This window comes from Mesorhizobium sp. B2-6-1, from assembly GCF_006440475.1.
GTDB lineage: Bacteria > Pseudomonadota > Alphaproteobacteria > Rhizobiales > Rhizobiaceae > Mesorhizobium.
In genome coordinates, this window is record NZ_VFUH01000005.1 from 96,604 (window position 1) to 113,143 (window position 16,540).

Sequence of the window (16,540 nt, forward strand, 5' to 3'; positions counted from 1 at the left end):
GGCCATGCGGCTCAAGATCACCCATCGGACCGAATACCGTTACGACGCACCGGTGCAGTACCTGCTGCAGCGGCTGCGGCTGCTTCCGGTGAGCGGGCGCACGCAGACCGTGCTGTCCTGGGCCCTGAAGGTAGAAGGCGCGCGCGAGGAAGTGCGATTTGCCGACCACTACGGCAATGACACCCGATTGTTGAGCGTCGAGGGTGACTATGATTTCATTACGGTCGAGGCGTCAGGCGAGGTGGTGACGCGCGATACATCGGGGGTTTGTGGGCCGCATCAGGGATTCGCGCCGCTCTGGCTGTTCGCACAGGAGACGCCTTTGACCATGATCGGCGATGGCATTCGCGCACTCGCCGAGGCAGCCGGCAAGGGCACCGATATCGAAAGACTGCACCGTCTGATGGCTATCATCTCCGAGCGGGTCGCCTATGCGCCGGGCACCACCAATGCGACGACCCCGGCTGAAGAGGCTCTCGCGCTGAAAACCGGGGTCTGCCAGGATCATAGCCATATCTTTGCCGCCACCGCCCGCGCCATGGGTTTCCCGGCACGCTATGTCAGCGGCTATCTGATGATGGACGCGGCCATCGAGCAGGCGGCAAGCCATGCCTGGGCCGAAGCGCATGTTCAGGGCCTCGGCTGGGTTGCCTTCGACCCCTCCAACGGTATCTCTCCTGATGAGCGCTATGTGAGAGTGGCGACGGGGCGCGACTATCGCGATGCGTCGCCGGTTTCGGGGATTCTGCTGGGAGAGGCGCAAGAGCGGCTTGCCGTCACCGTCACGGTGGAGCAGTAGTCACCCGATGCAGGTCGTCCAACGCCACCTTGGTTTGGGTGACGACATGCATGAAAACAAGGACCTGAGCGCGCCGCATGGATCCGTTCCGACGCGACGCGGTTTTTACGGTTCGCTGCCGGAAGAGTAAACCATGACCTATTGCGTCGGCCTCAAGATCGATCGCGGGCTCGTGTTCATGTCGGACACGCGCACCAATGCCGGCATGGACTCGATCTCCACCTTCAAGAAGATGCATGTCTGGGAAGATCCCGGTGAGCGCGTCATCGTGCTGATGTCGGCCGGCAATCTGGCGACGACGCAAGCCGTGATCAGCGTGCTCGACGAGCGCACCAAGGCGGTTGGCGACCGGCACGCGGCAGTGCTCGAAACGCCGTCCATGTACCAGACGGTGCGGCTGGTCGGCGAAACCGTCAAGGACGTCATCGCCCATTCCTCGCCCGCCGGCGACAAGGCCGATTCCTACTTCAACGCCTCCTTCATCCTGGGCGGCCAGATAAAGGGCAGCGCACCGCGCCTGTTCATGATCTATCCCGAGGGCAATTTCATCGAATCGACCGATGACACGCCCTTTTTCCAGATCGGCGAGACCAAATACGGCAAGCCGATCATCATTCGCGCTTATGACCGGTCGATGAGTCTCGCGGAGACCGTGAAGCTGCTTCTGGTATCGTTCGATTCCACGCTGAAGTCGAACCTGTCGGTCGGGCTGCCGCTGGATCTGCTTTTCCTGGAAAAGGATGCCTTCCAGGTCGGGTTGAAGAAACGGATCGGTCATGACGACCCGTACTACCGCACGATCTCCGAGGGATGGTCGAGCGCCTTGAAGACGGCGTTTGCCAGTCTGCCGGATTTCCCGGGATAAGGACGCGCCGGATTTCTCCGGTGGTTGCAAATGTTTAACAGTCGTTTTGAAAACCGGGCGAAGGGCGCCGGTGAAGCGATCATGTCGGGAGGACAGGATGAACAGTGATGATTTCCGGCAATGGTCGCGGCGGGCCGCTGACTGGGGCGCCGACTACCGCGAAACGCTGCGCCAGCGCCCGGTACGGCCGCGGATCGAGTCCGGCGACATATTCAGGAGCATAGAAGCCTCGCCGCCCGAAGACGCGGAGCCGATGGACAGGATCTTCGCCGACTTCGAGGAGAAGATCGTGCCGGGCATGACGCATTGGCAGCATCCTCGCTTCTTCGCCTATTTTCCGGCCAACGCGGCACCAGTTTCTGTGGTGGCTGAGTATCTGGTCTCGGCAATGGCCGCGCAGTGCATGCTGTGGCAGACCTCGCCGGCGGCGACAGAACTCGAAACTCGGACTGTCGATTGGATGCGCCAGGCGCTCGGCCTGCCGGAAGGTTTTTCCGGCGTCATCCAGGATTCTGCCTCCTCGGCGACGCTGGCGGCGGTGCTGACGATGCGCGAACGCGCGCTCGACTGGCAAGGCAACAAAAGGGGCCTGACGGGGCAGGCGCGGTTGCGCATCTATTCGTCGGATCAGGTGCATACTTCGATCGACCGGGCGATCTGGGTGGCCGGCATCGGCGAGGACAATCTCGTGCGCATTCCGGTCGCCGGCCGCTTTCGCGCCATGGACATAGCGGCCCTCGAGGCGGCGATCGTCGCCGACAAGAAGGCAGGCTTGCTGCCCGCGGGTATCATCGCCTGCGTCGGTGGCACCAGCACCGGTGGCACCGACGACATCGCCGGCGTCGCCGCGATCGCCAAACGCCACGGGGTCTATCTTCACGTGGATGCCGCCTGGGCGGGATCGGCGATGATCTGCCCGGAATACCGGCATTTCTGGGCCGGCGTGGAGCAGGCGGATTCTATCGTCTTCAACCCGCATAAATGGCTGGGCGCGCAGTTCGACTGCTCGATCCAGTTCCTGCGCGACCCCGAAAGCCATGTCAGGACGCTCGCCATCAAGCCGGATTATCTGAAGACGCACGGTCATGACGGCATCATCAACTATTCCGAATGGTCGGTGCCGCTCGGCCGCCGCTTCCGCGCGCTGAAACTGTGGTTCCTGCTGCGTGCCTATGGACTGGAAGGCCTGCGCACGATGATCCGCAACCACGTCGCCTGGAGCGAAGGCCTGGCAGCGCGCCTGGCCGACGAGCCGGATTTCGAGATCGTCACCGAGCCGATGCTGTCGCTGTTTTCGTTCCGGCACAAGGCGGAGGGAGCCGATGCCGACGAGCACAATCTCCGGCTTGTCAATGCGATCAATGATGACGGACGCATCTACCTGACACAGACCAGGGTGAACGGGCGCGTCGCCATCCGCTTCCAGGTCGGCCAGTTCGAGGCGACCGCGGCGGATGTCGATTCGGCTTTTGCCGCCATCACCGAAATCGCGCGCGGATTAACCTGAGGCTGCTGAGTCGGGACTGCGACGAAGTTTGCCTTTGCTATCATGTAGTTTCCATTAGCCGGCTTACGCCTTTTCATTGCTTTCGTTTTCGTCTATGGTCAAGAAAAACGAAAGCAGAAGGTTTTCAGATGTATCTGTCGCCGCGCCATGCCGAAATCGTCCAAATGGCCAAGGATCACGGCCGCGTTCTGGTCGACGATCTGGCCACCCACTTCAACGTCACGCCGCAGACCATCCGCAAGGACCTCAACGATCTTTGCGACCAGCGGTTGCTGTCGCGCATCCATGGCGGCGCCTTGTTTCCTTCCGGCATCGAGAACATGGAATACGAAGCCAGGCGCAAGATCGCCGCCGAGGAGAAGGAGGCGATCGGCAGCGCGGCCGCCAGGCTGATTCCGGACAACGCCTCGTTGTTCATCAATATCGGCACCACGACGGAGTCGGTCAGCAAGGCGCTGCTGGATCACAGCGGCCTCATGGTCATCACCAATAACATCAATGTTGCCAACAGGATGCGCATCTATCCTTCGATCGAGGTGGTGATCGCGGGCGGGGTGGTTCGCGGCTCGGATGGCGGCGTCGTCGGCGAGGCGGCGGTGGATTTCATCAGGCAGTTCAAAGTCGACTACGCCGTCATCGGCGCCTCGGCGATCGACCATGACGGCGCCTTGCTCGATTTCGATTTCCGCGAGGTCAAGGTCGCGCAAGCCATTATCGCCAATGCCAGGCACGTCATCCTGGTCTCCGACCGGACCAAATTCGAGCGCACGGCGCCGGTTCGCATCGGCCATCTGTCGCAGGTCAACACCTTCATCACCGACCGCTGCGATATCCCCTCGGTGCGCAAGATCTGCCAGGAGGCCGAGGTTCAACTGATCGAAACCTCGCTCGATTGAGGACGTTGCAGCGCTTTCACGAGCTTGTGATATTTCGTTTGACATTCGTTATGAGTTCGAAATAATTCCGCCACGGTTTCGCAAAAGAGCCAAATGGTGCAATGCGAAATCGCTGGAGGAATTGGTGGACGCATCTTCGATCCGTGACATTTTCGTCATAGGCGGTGGCATCAATGGCTGCGGCATTGCCCGTGATGCCGCCGGCCGCGGGTTTTCGGTATTTCTGGCCGAGATGGACGATCTCGCCAGCGGAACCTCCTCAGGCTCGACCAAGCTGATCCATGGTGGCCTGCGTTATCTCGAATTCTACGAATTCCGCCTGGTGCGCGAAGCGCTGATGGAACGGGAGGTACTGTGGAAGAACGCGCCGCACATCATCTGGCCGATGCGCTTCGTGCTGCCCTATGCCAAGGGCCTGCGTCCGGCCTGGCTGATCAGGCTCGGCCTTTTCCTTTACGATCATATTGGCGGGCGCAAATTGCTGCCGGCGACCAGGACCCTGGACATGGCCACCGACCCTGCCGGCAAGCCATTGAAACCATTGTTCAAGAAGGCCTTCGAATATTCCGACGGCTGGGTCAACGATGCGCGGCTGGTGACGCTGAACGCGCGTGACGCCGCCGACCGGGGCGCGACCATCCGCACCCGCACCAAGGTGGTCGGGGCGCGCCGCGAAGGCGGGCTGTGGACGATCAGGATCGAAAATCTGCGGACCGGCGAGACCGAAGAGGTCAAGGCGCGGCTGCTGGTCAATGCCGCCGGCCCCTGGGTCGATCATGTGCTTTCCGGCGTCGTCGGCCTCAACGATGTGCACAATGTCCGTCTCGTGCAGGGCAGTCACATCGTCATCGCGAAGAAATTCGACGATCCACGCGCCTATTTCTTCCAGAACAAGGATGGCCGCATCATCTTCGCCATTCCTTACGAGGACGAGTTCACGCTGATCGGCACCACCGACCAGGACTACCCCGGCGATCCGCACGACGTGAAGATCAGCGACACCGAGATCGACTATCTCTGCGCGGCGGCAAGCGAGTATTTCGCCCAACCCGTCAAGCGCTCGGATATCGTCTGGACCTATTCGGCCGTGCGTCCGCTCTATGACGATGGCGCTTCCAAGGCGCAGGAGGCGACACGCGACTATGTGCTGAAGGCCGATGGCGGCGAGGGCACAGCCCCGATCGTCAACACGTTCGGCGGCAAGATCACCACTTATCGCCGGCTGTCGGAATCTATGCTGGAGAAGATCGAAGGCTTTCTCGGCAGGCGCGGCAAGCCGTGGACGGCAAATGCGCCGCTGCCGGGCGGCGATTTCGCGGCGACCGGTTTTGATGCGCAAGTGGCGAGGCTGAAGAGCGCCTATCCCTTTCTCGACCAGCGTTTGGCACGTCGGCTCACGCGGCTCTACGGCACGCGCGCGCAGATGTTGCTTGGCCTTGCCAAATCAAATGCCGATCTCGGCCGCAATTTCGGCGCCGACCTTTACGAGGCCGAGGTGCGCTACCTCGTCGAGAACGAATGGGCCGTCACATCGCAAGATGTGCTGTGGCGCCGGACCAAGCGCGGCCTGCATTTCAGCCGCGAGCAGACGGCGGCGTTGGATGAATTCATGCGCGGCATAAGCCGCCGCCACGTCGCGGCCGCGGAATGAAGGGCTGCTGATGCACACGGCCTGGGAGGAGGCATCATGCTGGAACTGAGGAACGTCACCAAGACGGTCGGCGCGGTGGAGCATATCCGCGACGTGTCGCTGACGCTCCAGCATGGCTCGCTGAACGTGCTGCTCGGGCCGACGCTGTCCGGCAAGACCAGCCTGATGCGGCTGATGGCGGGCCTCGACGCGCCGACTTCCGGCTCGGTCTGGTTCGACGGCAAGGACGTCACCGGCCAGCCTGTTCAAAAGCGCAAGATCGCCATGGTCTACCAGCAGTTCATCAACTACCCCGCGATGAGCGTCTACGAAAACATCGCTTCGCCACTGCGGGTGGCGGGAGTCGAGAAGGCCAAGATCGACAGCCAGGTACGTGAAGCCGCTGCCCTGCTCAAGCTGACGCCCTATCTCGACCGCACGCCGCTCAGCCTATCCGGTGGCCAGCAACAGCGCACCGCACTGGCGCGCGCCATCGTCAAGAACGCAAGCCTGGTGCTGCTCGACGAGCCGCTCGCCAATCTCGACTACAAGCTGCGCGAGGAACTGCGCGCCGAACTGCCGAGGATTTTCGCCGCCGCCGGCACCATCTTCGTCTATGCCACGACCGAACCGCACGAGGCGCTGCTGCTCGGTGGCAATACGGCGACGCTGTCGCAAGGCCGCATCACCCAGTTCGGCCCGACCATCGAGGTGTTCCGCAAACCGGTCGACCTGGTGACGGCCAGGACCTTCGCCGATCCGCCGCTCAACACGATCGTGCTGGCCAAGAACGGGCCCGATTTCCTCCTGGAGGGCGGCGTCAAGCTGCCGGTGCCGGCTGAACTTGTCGGCATCGCCGACGGCAATTACACGATCGGCTTCCAGCCGCACCATCTGTCGCTCGAGCGGCCGGATGCGAGTGCCGTGCCGGTGCGGGCAAAGGTCACCATCACCGAGATCACCGGCTCGGAAAGTTTCATCCATCTTGATTTCGCCGACGCGCGCTGGGTGATGCTGACCCATGGCATCCGCGATTTCGAGACCGACGAAGTGGTCGAAGTGTTCATCGACCCGCGTCACATCATGGTTTTCGACCAACACGGCGTCGCCGTGGCCGCGGCAAAGCTGGCGGCCTGAGGAGAAAACGATGGCGCGCATCGACGTCAACCATGTCAGGCACTCATATCTGCCGAACCCGCGTACCGATGCGGATTTCGCACTGCGGGAGGTGCACCACACTTTCGAGGACGGTGGCGCCTATGCGCTGCTAGGCCCATCCGGCTGCGGCAAGACCACGCTGCTCAACATCATTTCCGGCCTGCTCCACCCCTCGCACGGCCAATTGCTGTTCAACGGCAGGGATGTCACGAGACTGTCGACGCAGGAGCGCAACATCGCGCAGGTGTTCCAGTTCCCTGTCATCTACGACACGATGACCGTCTACGACAACCTGGCTTTCCCGCTGCGCAACCGCGGCGTTCCGGAGGCCGACGTCGACCGCAAGGTGCGCGAGACGCTCGACATGATCGACCTGGCAGACTGGGCCAGGAAGAAGGCGAGGGGCCTGACCGCCGACCAGAAGCAGAAGATCTCGCTCGGCCGCGGACTGGTGCGCTCGGATGTCAATGCGATCCTGTTCGACGAGCCGCTGACCGTCATCGACCCGCACATGAAGTGGGTGCTGCGCTCGCAGTTGAAGCAGCTTCACCGCCGCTTCGGCTACACCATGGTCTATGTTACGCATGACCAGACAGAGGCGCTGACCTTCGCCGACCAGGTGGTGGTCATGTATGATGGCGGCATCGTGCAGATCGGCACGCCGGCCGCGCTGTTCGAGCGGCCGCGCCACACCTTCGTCGGCTACTTCATCGGCTCGCCCGGCATGAACGTCATGCCGGTAGCGATCGATGGCAAGACAGCGACGCTTGGTTCCCAGCGCATCCAATTGCCAGGCGCGCCGAAGGCCGGAAGCGGCGTCGTCGAACTCGGCATCCGTCCTGAATATGTCAGGCTCGGCCGCGATGGCATGGCCGTCCACGTCAGCAAGGTCGAGGATGTGGGCCGCCACAAGGTCGTGCGCGCCAGTCTGGAAGGCCGCGAGATCGCGGCCGTCATCGGCGAGGACGAAACCGTTCCCGCCGATCCAAAAGTGCGGTTCGACCCAGCCGGCATCAACATCTATGCCGATTCCTGGCGTGTCGAGATGGGGGCGTAAATGGAAAAGCCCTGGAACAACAAGGCCTGGTTCCTCGTGCTGCCGATGCTCGTGCTGGTGGCGTTCTCGGCCGTCATCCCGCTGATGACCGTCGTCAACTACTCGGTACAGGACACGTTCGGCAATAACGTCTTCTTCTGGGCGGGGACCGAATGGTTCGAAGAGTTGCTGCATTCCGATCGCTTCTGGGAAGCCATGGTGCGCAACCTGATCTTCTCCTTCATCATCCTGGCGATCGAAGTGCCGCTCGGCATCTTCATTGCCCTCAACATGCCCAAAAAGGGCTGGGGCGTGCCGGTCTGCCTGGTGCTGATGGCGCTGCCGCTCTTGATCCCGTGGAATGTCGTCGGCACGATCTGGCAGGTGTTCGGCCGCAACGATATCGGCCTGCTCGGCTACTACGTCAACGCGCTCGGCATCGACTACAATTACGTGCAGGATCCGTTCGACGCCTGGGTCACCGTCATCATCATGGACGTCTGGCACTGGACCAGCCTCGTCGTGCTGCTCTGCTATGCCGGCCTGGTCTCGATCCCCGACGCCTTCTACCAGGCGGCCAAGATCGATGGCGCCTCGCGCTGGGCGGTGTTCCGCTACATCCAGTTGCCGAAGATGAAGCGCGTGCTTCTGATCGCGGTGCTGCTGCGTTTCATGGACAGTTTCATGATCTACACCGAGCCCTTCGTCGTCACCGGCGGCGGTCCGGGCAATTCGACGACCTTCCTGTCGATCGACCTCGTCAAGACCGCGCTCGGACAGTTCGACCTCGGTCCGGCGGCGGCGATGTCGCTGGTCTACTTCCTGATCATCCTGTTGTTGTCGTGGGTGTTCTACACCGTGATGACCAACTACGACGCGGAACGCTGATATGGCCGGCGCCAACGAACGTACCGAGCGCAACCTGGTGAACGGGACCGCCGCTTCGGAAAGACTCGCCAGTTCGCTGTCGCAGAGCGAGCTGGACAGGCGCATGCGCCGCCGTGGCGAGGAATCGCGCTGGTGGTGGATCGTGCCGACGCTCTACATCATCGTCCTGCTGCTGCCGATCTACTGGCTCATCAATATGAGCTTCAAGACCAATGCGGAGATCGTCAATTCGCTGACGCTCTATCCGCATGCGCCGACGCTGCGCAACTACACCATCATCTTCACCGATGCGTCCTGGTATTCGGGCTACATCAATTCGATCACCTATGTGGTGATGAACATGGTGATCTCGGTCGCCGTGGCGCTTCCGGCGGCTTACGCCTTTTCGCGCTACCGGTTCCTCGGCGACAAGCATCTGTTCTTCTGGCTTTTGACCAACCGCATGGCACCGCCGGCGGTGTTCGCGCTGCCGTTCTTCCAGCTTTATTCGGCATTCGGCCTCATCGATACGCATATCGCGGTGGCGCTGGCGCACTGCCTGTTCAACGTGCCGCTGGCGGTGTGGATCCTTGAGGGCTTCATGTCCGGAGTGCCGAAGGAGATCGACGAAACGGCCTACATAGACGGCTATTCGTTTCCGCGTTTCTTCGTGAAGATATTCATGCCGCTGATCGCCAGCGGCATCGGCGTCGCCTGCTTCTTCTGCTTCATGTTCTCATGGGTGGAACTGCTCATCGCCCGCACGCTGACCACCACCGATGCCAAGCCGATCGCCGCTACCATGACCCGCACCGTGTCGGCGTCGGGAATGGACTGGGGGCTGCTGGCAGCCGCCGGGGTGCTGACGCTGATCCCCGGGGCGCTCGTCATCTGGTTCGTTCGCAACTACATCGCCAAGGGCTTCGCCCTGGGGAGGGTGTGACCATGAACCTCGACTTCTCCTGGATGGCGTGGACCTGGCCGACGGCCGCCTTCTTCGCCGTCATAGCGCTGCTGCTGGTCGGCATGGGTGTCTGGGAATATGCCTCGCCCGGCGGCGATCCGCGCATCGGCGTGCTGCGTTTCAAGACGACGCGCGGCGATCGTCTCTTCGTTTCGCTGCTTGGCAGCGCCTTCATCCATCTCGCTTGGCTGGGTCTTGTCGGACCCAGCCTGTGGTGGGCTCTCGCTCTCTCCGTGGTCTACGCCATCGGCGTCTTCCGCTACGTATAGAGGGGGAAACTGTTGGAGCGGCCGCTTGTTGGCGGCCTCTCCAGATCGCACTTGAAGTCTTTTCAAACGTGGAGGAAACACGATGCGACGGCAATTATTGACATCTACGACCGCCCTTGTCCTCTTGCTCGGCGTGGGCAACGCCTATGCCGGCATGGACGAGGCAAAAGCCTTTCTTGACAAGGAGATAGGCGATCTGTCGACGCTTTCGCGCGCCGATCAGGAAAAGGAAATGCAGTGGTTCGTCGACGCCGCCAAGCCGTTCGCCGGCATGGATATCAAGGTCGTGTCGGAAACGCTGACGACGCATCAATACGAGTCGCAGGTTCTGGCTCCGGCCTTCACCGCCATCACCGGCATCAAGGTCACGCACGACGTCATCCAGGAAGGCGACGTCGTTGAAAAGATCCAGACCCAGATGCAGACTGGCCAGAACCTCTATGACGGCTGGGTCAACGATTCCGACCTGATCGGCACCCACTGGCGTTACCAGCAGGTGCGCAACCTGACCGACTGGATGGCGGGCGAAGGCAAGGATGTCACCAATCCGAACCTCGATGTGAAGGATTTCATCGGCACCTCCTTCACCACCGCTCCGGACAAGAAGCTCTATCAGCTTCCCGACCAGCAGTTCGCCAACCTCTACTGGTTCCGCTACGACTGGTTCAACGACGAGAAGAACAAGGCCGACTTCAAGGCCAAGTACGGCTACGATCTCGGCGTTCCCGTCAATTGGTCGGCCTATGAGGACATTGCCGAGTTCTTCACCGGCCGCGACGTCGACGGCAAGAAGGTCTACGGCCATATGGACTATGGCAAGAAGGACCCGTCGCTCGGCTGGCGCTTTACCGATGCCTGGCTATCGATGGCCGGCAATGGCGACAAGGGTATCCCGAACGGCCTGCCGGTCGACGAATGGGGCATCAAGGTCAACGAGAAATCGCAGCCGGTCGGCTCCTGCACGGCGCGGGGCGGCGACACCAACGGCCCGGCTGCCGTCTACTCGATCCAGAAATATCTCGATTGGCTGAAGGCCTACGCACCGCAGGAAGCGCAGGGCATGACCTTCTCGGAATCCGGTCCGGTTCCCGCGCAGGGCAATGTCGCCCAGCAGATCTTCTGGTACACGGCGTTCACCGCCGACATGGTCAAGCCCGGCCTGCCCGTCATGAACGACGACGGCACGCCGAAATGGCGCATGGCTCCGTCGCCGCACGGTGTCTACTGGAAGGACGGCATGAAGCTCGGCTACCAGGATGTCGGTTCGTGGACGCTGATGAAGTCGACCCCGACCGACCGTGCCAAGGCCGCCTGGCTCTACGCCCAGTTCGTCACCTCGAAGACGGTGGACGTGAAGAAGAGCCATGTCGGCCTCACCTTCATCCGCGACTCCACCATTCACGACAAGAGCTTCACGGAGCGCGCGCCGAAGCTCGGCGGCCTGATCGAGTTCTATCGCTCGCCGGCCCGCGTGCAATGGTCGCCGACCGGCACCAACGTGCCGGACTATCCGAAGCTGGCACAGCTGTGGTGGCAGGCGATCGGCGATGCCTCGTCGGGCGCAAAGAGTGCGCAGGAAGCGATGGATTCGCTTTGCGCCGAGCAGGAGAAGGTCATGGGCCGCATCGAGAGGTCCGGCGTCCAGGGCGATATCGGGCCGAAGCTCGCCGAGGAACATGATCTCGCCTACTGGAATGCCGACGCGGTCAAGGCCGGCAATCTCGCTCCCCAGCTCAAGATCGAGAACGAGAAGGAGAAGCCCCAGACCATCAACTATGACGAGCTGGTCAAGAGCTGGCAGAAGTAGGACTGACCTATGCGGGCGTTCGCGCCCGTGTAAAATTCAGGGAGGCGGCACGTTGCCGTCTCCCTTCTTTGTGTCGTGACGGAGGAAGTGCGAATGAATGGCTTTGTCCTGGCAATCGACCAAGGCACCACGTCGAGCCGGTCGATTCTGTTCGACGGCGACATGAAAGTCGTCGGCAGCAGCCAGCAAGAATTCACCCACCACTATCCTGCTTCCGGCTGGGTCGAGCATGACCCGGAAGATATCTGGGCCAGCGTCGTGGCGACCGTCAAGGGCGCATTGAAGAATGCCGGGCGGGAGGCATCGGACGTCGCCGCGCTCGGCATCACCAACCAGCGCGAGACCGTCGTCATCTGGGACAGGGCGACCGGCAAGCCGATCCACAACGCGATCGTCTGGCAAGACCGGCGCACCGCGCCGCTGTGCCGGAAGCTGAAGAAGCAGGGATTGGAAAAGACCTTCACCAGGAAGACCGGCCTGCTGCTCGATCCGTATTTCTCCGGCACGAAGATAGCCTGGATGCTGGACAAGGTGAAAGGCGCCAGGAGACGCGCCGAGAAAGGCGAATTGCTGGCCGGCACCATCGACAGTTTCCTGATCTGGCGCCTGACCGGCGGCAGGGTGCATGCCACCGACGCCACAAACGCCTCCCGCACGCTAGTCTACAACATCGAGAAGAATGCCTGGGACGACGAGCTGCTGGCCATCCTGAACATTCCGGCAAGGATGCTCCCCGAGGTGAAGGACTGCGCCGATGATTTTGGGATCACGCAGAAAAATCTCTTTGGCGCCGAGATAAGGATCCTCGGCGTTGCCGGCGACCAGCATGCCGCGACCATCGGCCAGGCCTGTTTCGAGCCCGGCATGATGAAATCGACCTACGGCACCGGCTGTTTCGCGCTGCTCAACACCGGCACCGACCTGGTGCGCTCGAAGAACCGGCTGTTGACCACGATTGCCTATCGGCTGAACGGCAAGACCACCTATGCGCTGGAAGGATCGATCTTCATCGCCGGCGCCGCCGTGCAGTGGTTGCGCGACGGCATCAAGGTGATCGGCAAGGCCGAACAGAGCGGCAAGCTGGCGGCCGAGGCCGATCCGACCCAGGACGTGTATCTGGTGCCGGCCTTTGTCGGGCTCGGCGCGCCCCACTGGGATGCCGAGGCGCGGGGCGCGATCTTCGGCCTGACCCGCAATTCGGGGCCGCCGGAGTTTGCCCGCGCCGCGCTCGAATCCGTGGCCTACCAGACGCGCGACCTGCTCGATGCCATGCGCAAGGATTGGAAGGGTACGGCGGCCAAGACGGTGCTTCGGGTCGATGGTGGCATGGTGGCATCCGACTGGACCATGCAACGACTGGCCGACATTCTCGACGCCCCGGTCGACCGTCCGACCATTCTGGAGACAACCGCGCTCGGTGCCGCCTGGCTCGCCGGCTCGAAGGCGGGCGTGTGGCCGAAGGCGCGGGAATTCGCCAAGACATGGGCGCTCGACCGGCGCTTCAGACCGGACATGGAACCAGCGGTACGCTCGGCCAAGCTGGCGGGGTGGCGCGATGCTGTTCGCAGGACGCTGAGCGTGCCATAACCAACAGTCGGATCGGGCGAGGGGGAAATGAAGCCAAACTGGTACTCTGCTTGGCGCGCCGAGGCTATCAAACAACTTGAGGCCAAGAATAAGCGCTTGGAGGAAGAATTCCGCATCGGCCACTGGTCGCGCTATGACTTGAGCAACGGAAAGCTCTTGTTCTCCAAGGACGGAGCGATCAAGGTGATCACCGAAATCCAGATCGCCGGTTCCACGAATGTCAAGGCACAGAACTGGCTCTGGGCGTGGGCAAATTCAAATCTGCCCGATAGTCTTCTTAGAGATGCAAAGCTGGTTCGGTTCTTCGGCGAGAAGAACGGCATTGACGAACTGGCTCAGGCTTACGTGATAGATGGGGATCAGCTGGAAGTGCTGGGTTGGGAATTGGCGGCCGTCACGGTTCGAATTTGCGATGCCGTCGGAGCGTACCGATCACCCCGTGGTGAAGGTGGCGCACTTTATTATATCTTCAAGACCATTAATTGGGCCAGCTGATCACAGCCTGCCCGGGGACCGTCCTCGCACGACAGAAAGCCCGCGCCATTTCCGGCACGGGCTTTGACTTTCTATCCCTCTGACGAACACTGTCGCCCATCAGTAGGGTGAAATGCACTGCTGGCGCGGGCCGTTATACGGCTGGAACGTGTTGTCGGATGCGCGGTAGGAACGGTAACGGTCATAGCACCACTGCACATGCGAATTGCCTTCATAGACGCGGTTCCGGTTGTTGGCGATCGCGCCGGTTATCAGCGCGCCAGTGGCGAAAGCAGCCAGCGGGAACCAGAAATCGCCGTGACGGCGATAGCCCGGGCGATATTCACGGTAGCCGCGATGGCCGTTCCAGTAGGCTCCGCGGTTGTCGCGGTAGAAGTTGCGGTTGCCGCGAAACTCGCCGCGGAAGTTACGGCGCCGCTCCCAGGGCCTGTACTGCACGGTCTGGACATCGGACGAGACCGATGCAGGCTGCGGCACATAGGCCGGTGCGGCTTCGACCGGCATGGCCGCCGCCACTGCGAACGAAGCTGACAGTGTGGTCGCCAGCAAACCCGACAGGACTTTGTTCATGATCTTCTCCTTGAGAGGTTGACGTCCCTTGTGGCGGAGGAAACGGACACGCTCGCGAATTGTTCCTGGAAAAAAAGGCAAGTTGCTGATTTGTAATGTTTCTCCGGTTTGGGATCGATGGAGGCCACAGGGTCTTCGCCTGGCTGGCAAAGGTTCGGCATGTCCTTGCCGAAACGGTCGGCCGGGAGAGCCGGCACGGCGGGAACGCATGGCTTGGTGGCCCCGTTTTTTCCGGTTGACCGGTCGAGGCACTCTCCCTATGTTCCGCGCAATTTCGAGGGCGCCGTTTCCAGCCCACGGGAGCGCGTAGCTCAGCCGGTAGAGCAACTGACTTTTAATCAGTAGGTCTCGGGTTCGAACCCCGACGCGCTCACCACTCAGTCCCGTGACAAATGCACGTTCAGGACAGCGGCTTTTTTGGCGATCAGTCCTTCCAGATCCGCGTCCGATCGGGTGGTGCCGGTGCGTTGGCGCAGCAGGGAGATCATCGCGCTCATCGAAAGCGGGGCGGTTTTTTGCTGAATCAGGATCGCGTCCACCGCGCCGGCAACGTCGGGGCCTTCCGCTGGTGCTCTCATGGTCGGATCCTTTCTGTCCAGCTCCGCCTCGGTGCCGCCGACCGATCCTCTGATGCCGCGGTCAAAGACGACGGCCAACCCGTTCTTGACGGCGAGGGCCGCGACCATGTCGTCGAGTTCGTGGTCCGAAAAGCTGCGGTCGGAAGGCGTGGGTTTCAGGATTCTGTGAATCACCCTGGCGGCCTGGTCCGTCGAAACATAGCCGAAGCGCTGTTTTCTAGCTTCGACATATTGTTCGATGATCATGTCAAGCCGGCGGGCTGCAATGTCCTTTGATTGCTGCATCGGAACCTCCTCGGGTCGTCATGGCGCGCAGGAGCAGCACCTAAAGAGATAGGGCCGCCCGGAAGAACATCAAACATGAGAAATGACGCATCTGCCGATGGCGGAGGAACGATCGCGCCGCTGATGCATTTTTGCCTTTGACCAGCTTATTGAGGGAACGCAGGCCAATGAAGATCGCCCATATCGCGCCGCTGTATGAATCCGTGCCGCCAAGGCTCTATGGAGGCACCGAACGCATCATCTCCTATCTCACCGAAGCTCTGGTCGGGCTCGGCCACGATGTAACGTTGTTTGCCAGCGGCGATACCAGGACCTCCGCCCGGCTGGTCGCGTGCCGGGAACGGGCGCTGCGCCTCGATCCCCGGCCGTTGAAGTCGGAGATCGCGGCGCATCTTTCGATGCTCGAGGAAGTCAGGAGACAGGCCGACGATTTCGACATTCTTCACTTCCATCTCAGCCACTTCCTGCATTTCCCGTTTTTCCGCCATATGCCGGAGCGCACGGTGACGACGCCGCATGGCAGGCTGGACTATGTGGATCTGGCACAGGCCTATGAGCGGTTCCCGCGTTTTCCGATGATTTCCATTTCACGCAGCCAGAGGACGAGGCTCGCGTCCGCCAACTGGTTGGCGACCATCCATCATGGGCTGCCGCTCGATCTCTATAGGCCGGATTTTGAAGCCGGCTCCGACGGCACATATCTGGCGTTCCTCGGCAGGATGTCGCGCGACAAGCGGCCGGACCGGGCGATCGAGATTGCCAGGCGCACGGGCCTGAGGCTCAAGCTCGCGGCCAAGGTGGGCGACGGCGACCGGGCCTATTTCGAGGAGGTCGTCCAGCCGCTGATCGATGGCGATCGCGTCGAATATGTCGGCGAGATCAGCGAGGACCAGAAGAGCAGGTTTCTCGGCAATGCCGCTGCCTTGCTGTTCCCCATCGACTGGCCCGAGCCTTTTGGTCTGGCGGTAATCGAGGCGATGGCCTGCGGAACCCCTGTCATGGCTTGGAGCTGCGGCGCCATGCCCGAGATCATCGATCACGGTGTGACCGGCTTCGTCGTCGAAACCCTCGAGGATGCCGTCGCCACCATGCCGGCCCTGCTTCAGCTCGACAGGCGCCGGATAAGGGCCGTTTTCGAAGGACGGTTCTCGGCCGACCGCATGGCGCGCGACTATGTCGCCACCTATTCACAGGCGATCGACACTCAACAAATCAGGGCTTCCTAGT

The 16,540-nt window shown here is 61.7% G+C and carries 16 protein-coding genes and 1 tRNA gene; 15 read left to right on the forward strand and 2 right to left on the reverse strand.

Annotated elements, in window-relative coordinates; all coding sequences use genetic code 11:
- The first annotated feature begins 4 nt into the window (after nucleotides 1–4).
- The 13 genes from FJ443_RS12945 (at nucleotide 5) to FJ443_RS13005 (ending at nucleotide 13,880) form a co-directional block, all read left to right on the forward strand.
- Nucleotides 5–799, forward strand: coding sequence for a transglutaminase family protein (locus tag FJ443_RS12945; RefSeq protein WP_140664340.1), 795 nt, complete (start codon nucleotides 5–7; stop codon nucleotides 797–799).
- A 133-nt stretch (nucleotides 800–932) separates the two neighbouring features.
- Entirely contained in the window at nucleotides 933–1,664 is a 732-nt protein-coding gene (locus tag FJ443_RS12950) for a peptidase (protein ID WP_140498804.1), read from the forward strand.
- Between the two features lie 97 nt (nucleotides 1,665–1,761).
- Complete coding sequence (locus FJ443_RS12955; RefSeq protein WP_140664342.1) at nucleotides 1,762–3,171, forward strand: aspartate aminotransferase family protein; 1,410 nt, start codon at nucleotides 1,762–1,764, stop codon at nucleotides 3,169–3,171.
- Nucleotides 3,172–3,299: 128 nt separating this feature from the next.
- Nucleotides 3,300–4,067 carry a DeoR/GlpR family DNA-binding transcription regulator gene (locus FJ443_RS12960; protein WP_140515319.1) on the forward strand — a complete coding sequence of 256 codons (768 nt, stop codon included), beginning with the start codon at nucleotides 3,300–3,302 and terminating at the stop codon, nucleotides 4,065–4,067.
- A 124-nt stretch (nucleotides 4,068–4,191) separates the two neighbouring features.
- Nucleotides 4,192–5,718 carry a glycerol-3-phosphate dehydrogenase gene (glpD, locus tag FJ443_RS12965; RefSeq protein WP_140498798.1) on the forward strand — a complete coding sequence of 509 codons (1,527 nt, stop codon included), beginning with the start codon at nucleotides 4,192–4,194 and terminating at the stop codon, nucleotides 5,716–5,718.
- A gap of 36 nt (nucleotides 5,719–5,754) precedes the next feature.
- Nucleotides 5,755–6,834 (forward strand): ABC transporter ATP-binding protein, encoded by a 1,080-nt coding sequence (locus FJ443_RS12970; RefSeq protein WP_140664345.1) that lies wholly within the window; start codon nucleotides 5,755–5,757, stop codon nucleotides 6,832–6,834.
- Between the two features lie 10 nt (nucleotides 6,835–6,844).
- The gene (locus tag FJ443_RS12975; RefSeq protein WP_140664348.1) at nucleotides 6,845–7,912 is read left to right on the forward strand and encodes an ABC transporter ATP-binding protein; all 1,068 of its coding nucleotides are present in this window, start codon (nucleotides 6,845–6,847) and stop codon (nucleotides 7,910–7,912) included.
- Nucleotides 7,913–8,779 carry a sugar ABC transporter permease gene (locus FJ443_RS12980; RefSeq protein ID WP_140498792.1) on the forward strand — a complete coding sequence of 289 codons (867 nt, stop codon included), beginning with the start codon at nucleotides 7,913–7,915 and terminating at the stop codon, nucleotides 8,777–8,779.
- A 1-nt stretch (nucleotide 8,780) separates the two neighbouring features.
- A complete protein-coding gene (locus FJ443_RS12985; RefSeq protein ID WP_140498790.1) occupies nucleotides 8,781–9,701 on the forward strand; it encodes a carbohydrate ABC transporter permease in 921 nt (306 codons plus the stop codon).
- A 2-nt stretch (nucleotides 9,702–9,703) separates the two neighbouring features.
- Complete coding sequence (locus tag FJ443_RS12990; protein ID WP_140498788.1) at nucleotides 9,704–9,991, forward strand: DUF2160 domain-containing protein; 288 nt, start codon at nucleotides 9,704–9,706, stop codon at nucleotides 9,989–9,991.
- An 82-nt stretch (nucleotides 9,992–10,073) separates the two neighbouring features.
- Nucleotides 10,074–11,798 (forward strand): ABC transporter substrate-binding protein, encoded by a 1,725-nt coding sequence (locus FJ443_RS12995; protein ID WP_140498786.1) that lies wholly within the window; start codon nucleotides 10,074–10,076, stop codon nucleotides 11,796–11,798.
- Between the two features lie 93 nt (nucleotides 11,799–11,891).
- A complete protein-coding gene (gene glpK / locus FJ443_RS13000) occupies nucleotides 11,892–13,385 on the forward strand; it encodes a glycerol kinase GlpK (RefSeq protein ID WP_140664351.1) in 1,494 nt (497 codons plus the stop codon).
- 27 nt (nucleotides 13,386–13,412) lie between these two features.
- Entirely contained in the window at nucleotides 13,413–13,880 is a 468-nt protein-coding gene (locus tag FJ443_RS13005) for a DUF6882 domain-containing protein (RefSeq protein WP_140525344.1), read from the forward strand.
- A gap of 99 nt (nucleotides 13,881–13,979) precedes the next feature.
- Here the strand turns inward: FJ443_RS13005 and FJ443_RS13010 are convergent, their stop codons facing one another.
- Nucleotides 13,980–14,450, reverse strand: a complete 471-nt coding sequence (locus FJ443_RS13010; RefSeq protein ID WP_140669967.1) for a BA14K family protein — start codon at nucleotides 14,448–14,450, stop codon at nucleotides 13,980–13,982.
- A 300-nt stretch (nucleotides 14,451–14,750) separates the two neighbouring features.
- Between FJ443_RS13010 and FJ443_RS13015 the strand changes: the two genes are divergently transcribed.
- A tRNA-Lys gene (locus FJ443_RS13015) sits at nucleotides 14,751–14,826 on the forward strand.
- Nucleotide 14,827: 1 nt separating this feature from the next.
- On the opposite strand, the gene FJ443_RS13020 is transcribed toward FJ443_RS13015, so the two are convergent.
- Nucleotides 14,828–15,313 carry a hypothetical protein gene (locus FJ443_RS13020; RefSeq protein ID WP_140525342.1) on the reverse strand — a complete coding sequence of 162 codons (486 nt, stop codon included), beginning with the start codon at nucleotides 15,311–15,313 and terminating at the stop codon, nucleotides 14,828–14,830.
- 167 nt (nucleotides 15,314–15,480) lie between these two features.
- Here FJ443_RS13020 and FJ443_RS13025 point away from each other — a divergent pair, with 167 nt between their 5' ends.
- Nucleotides 15,481–16,539 carry a glycosyltransferase family 4 protein gene (locus FJ443_RS13025; protein ID WP_140564501.1) on the forward strand — a complete coding sequence of 353 codons (1,059 nt, stop codon included), beginning with the start codon at nucleotides 15,481–15,483 and terminating at the stop codon, nucleotides 16,537–16,539.
- Nucleotide 16,540: the final 1 nt, after the last annotated feature.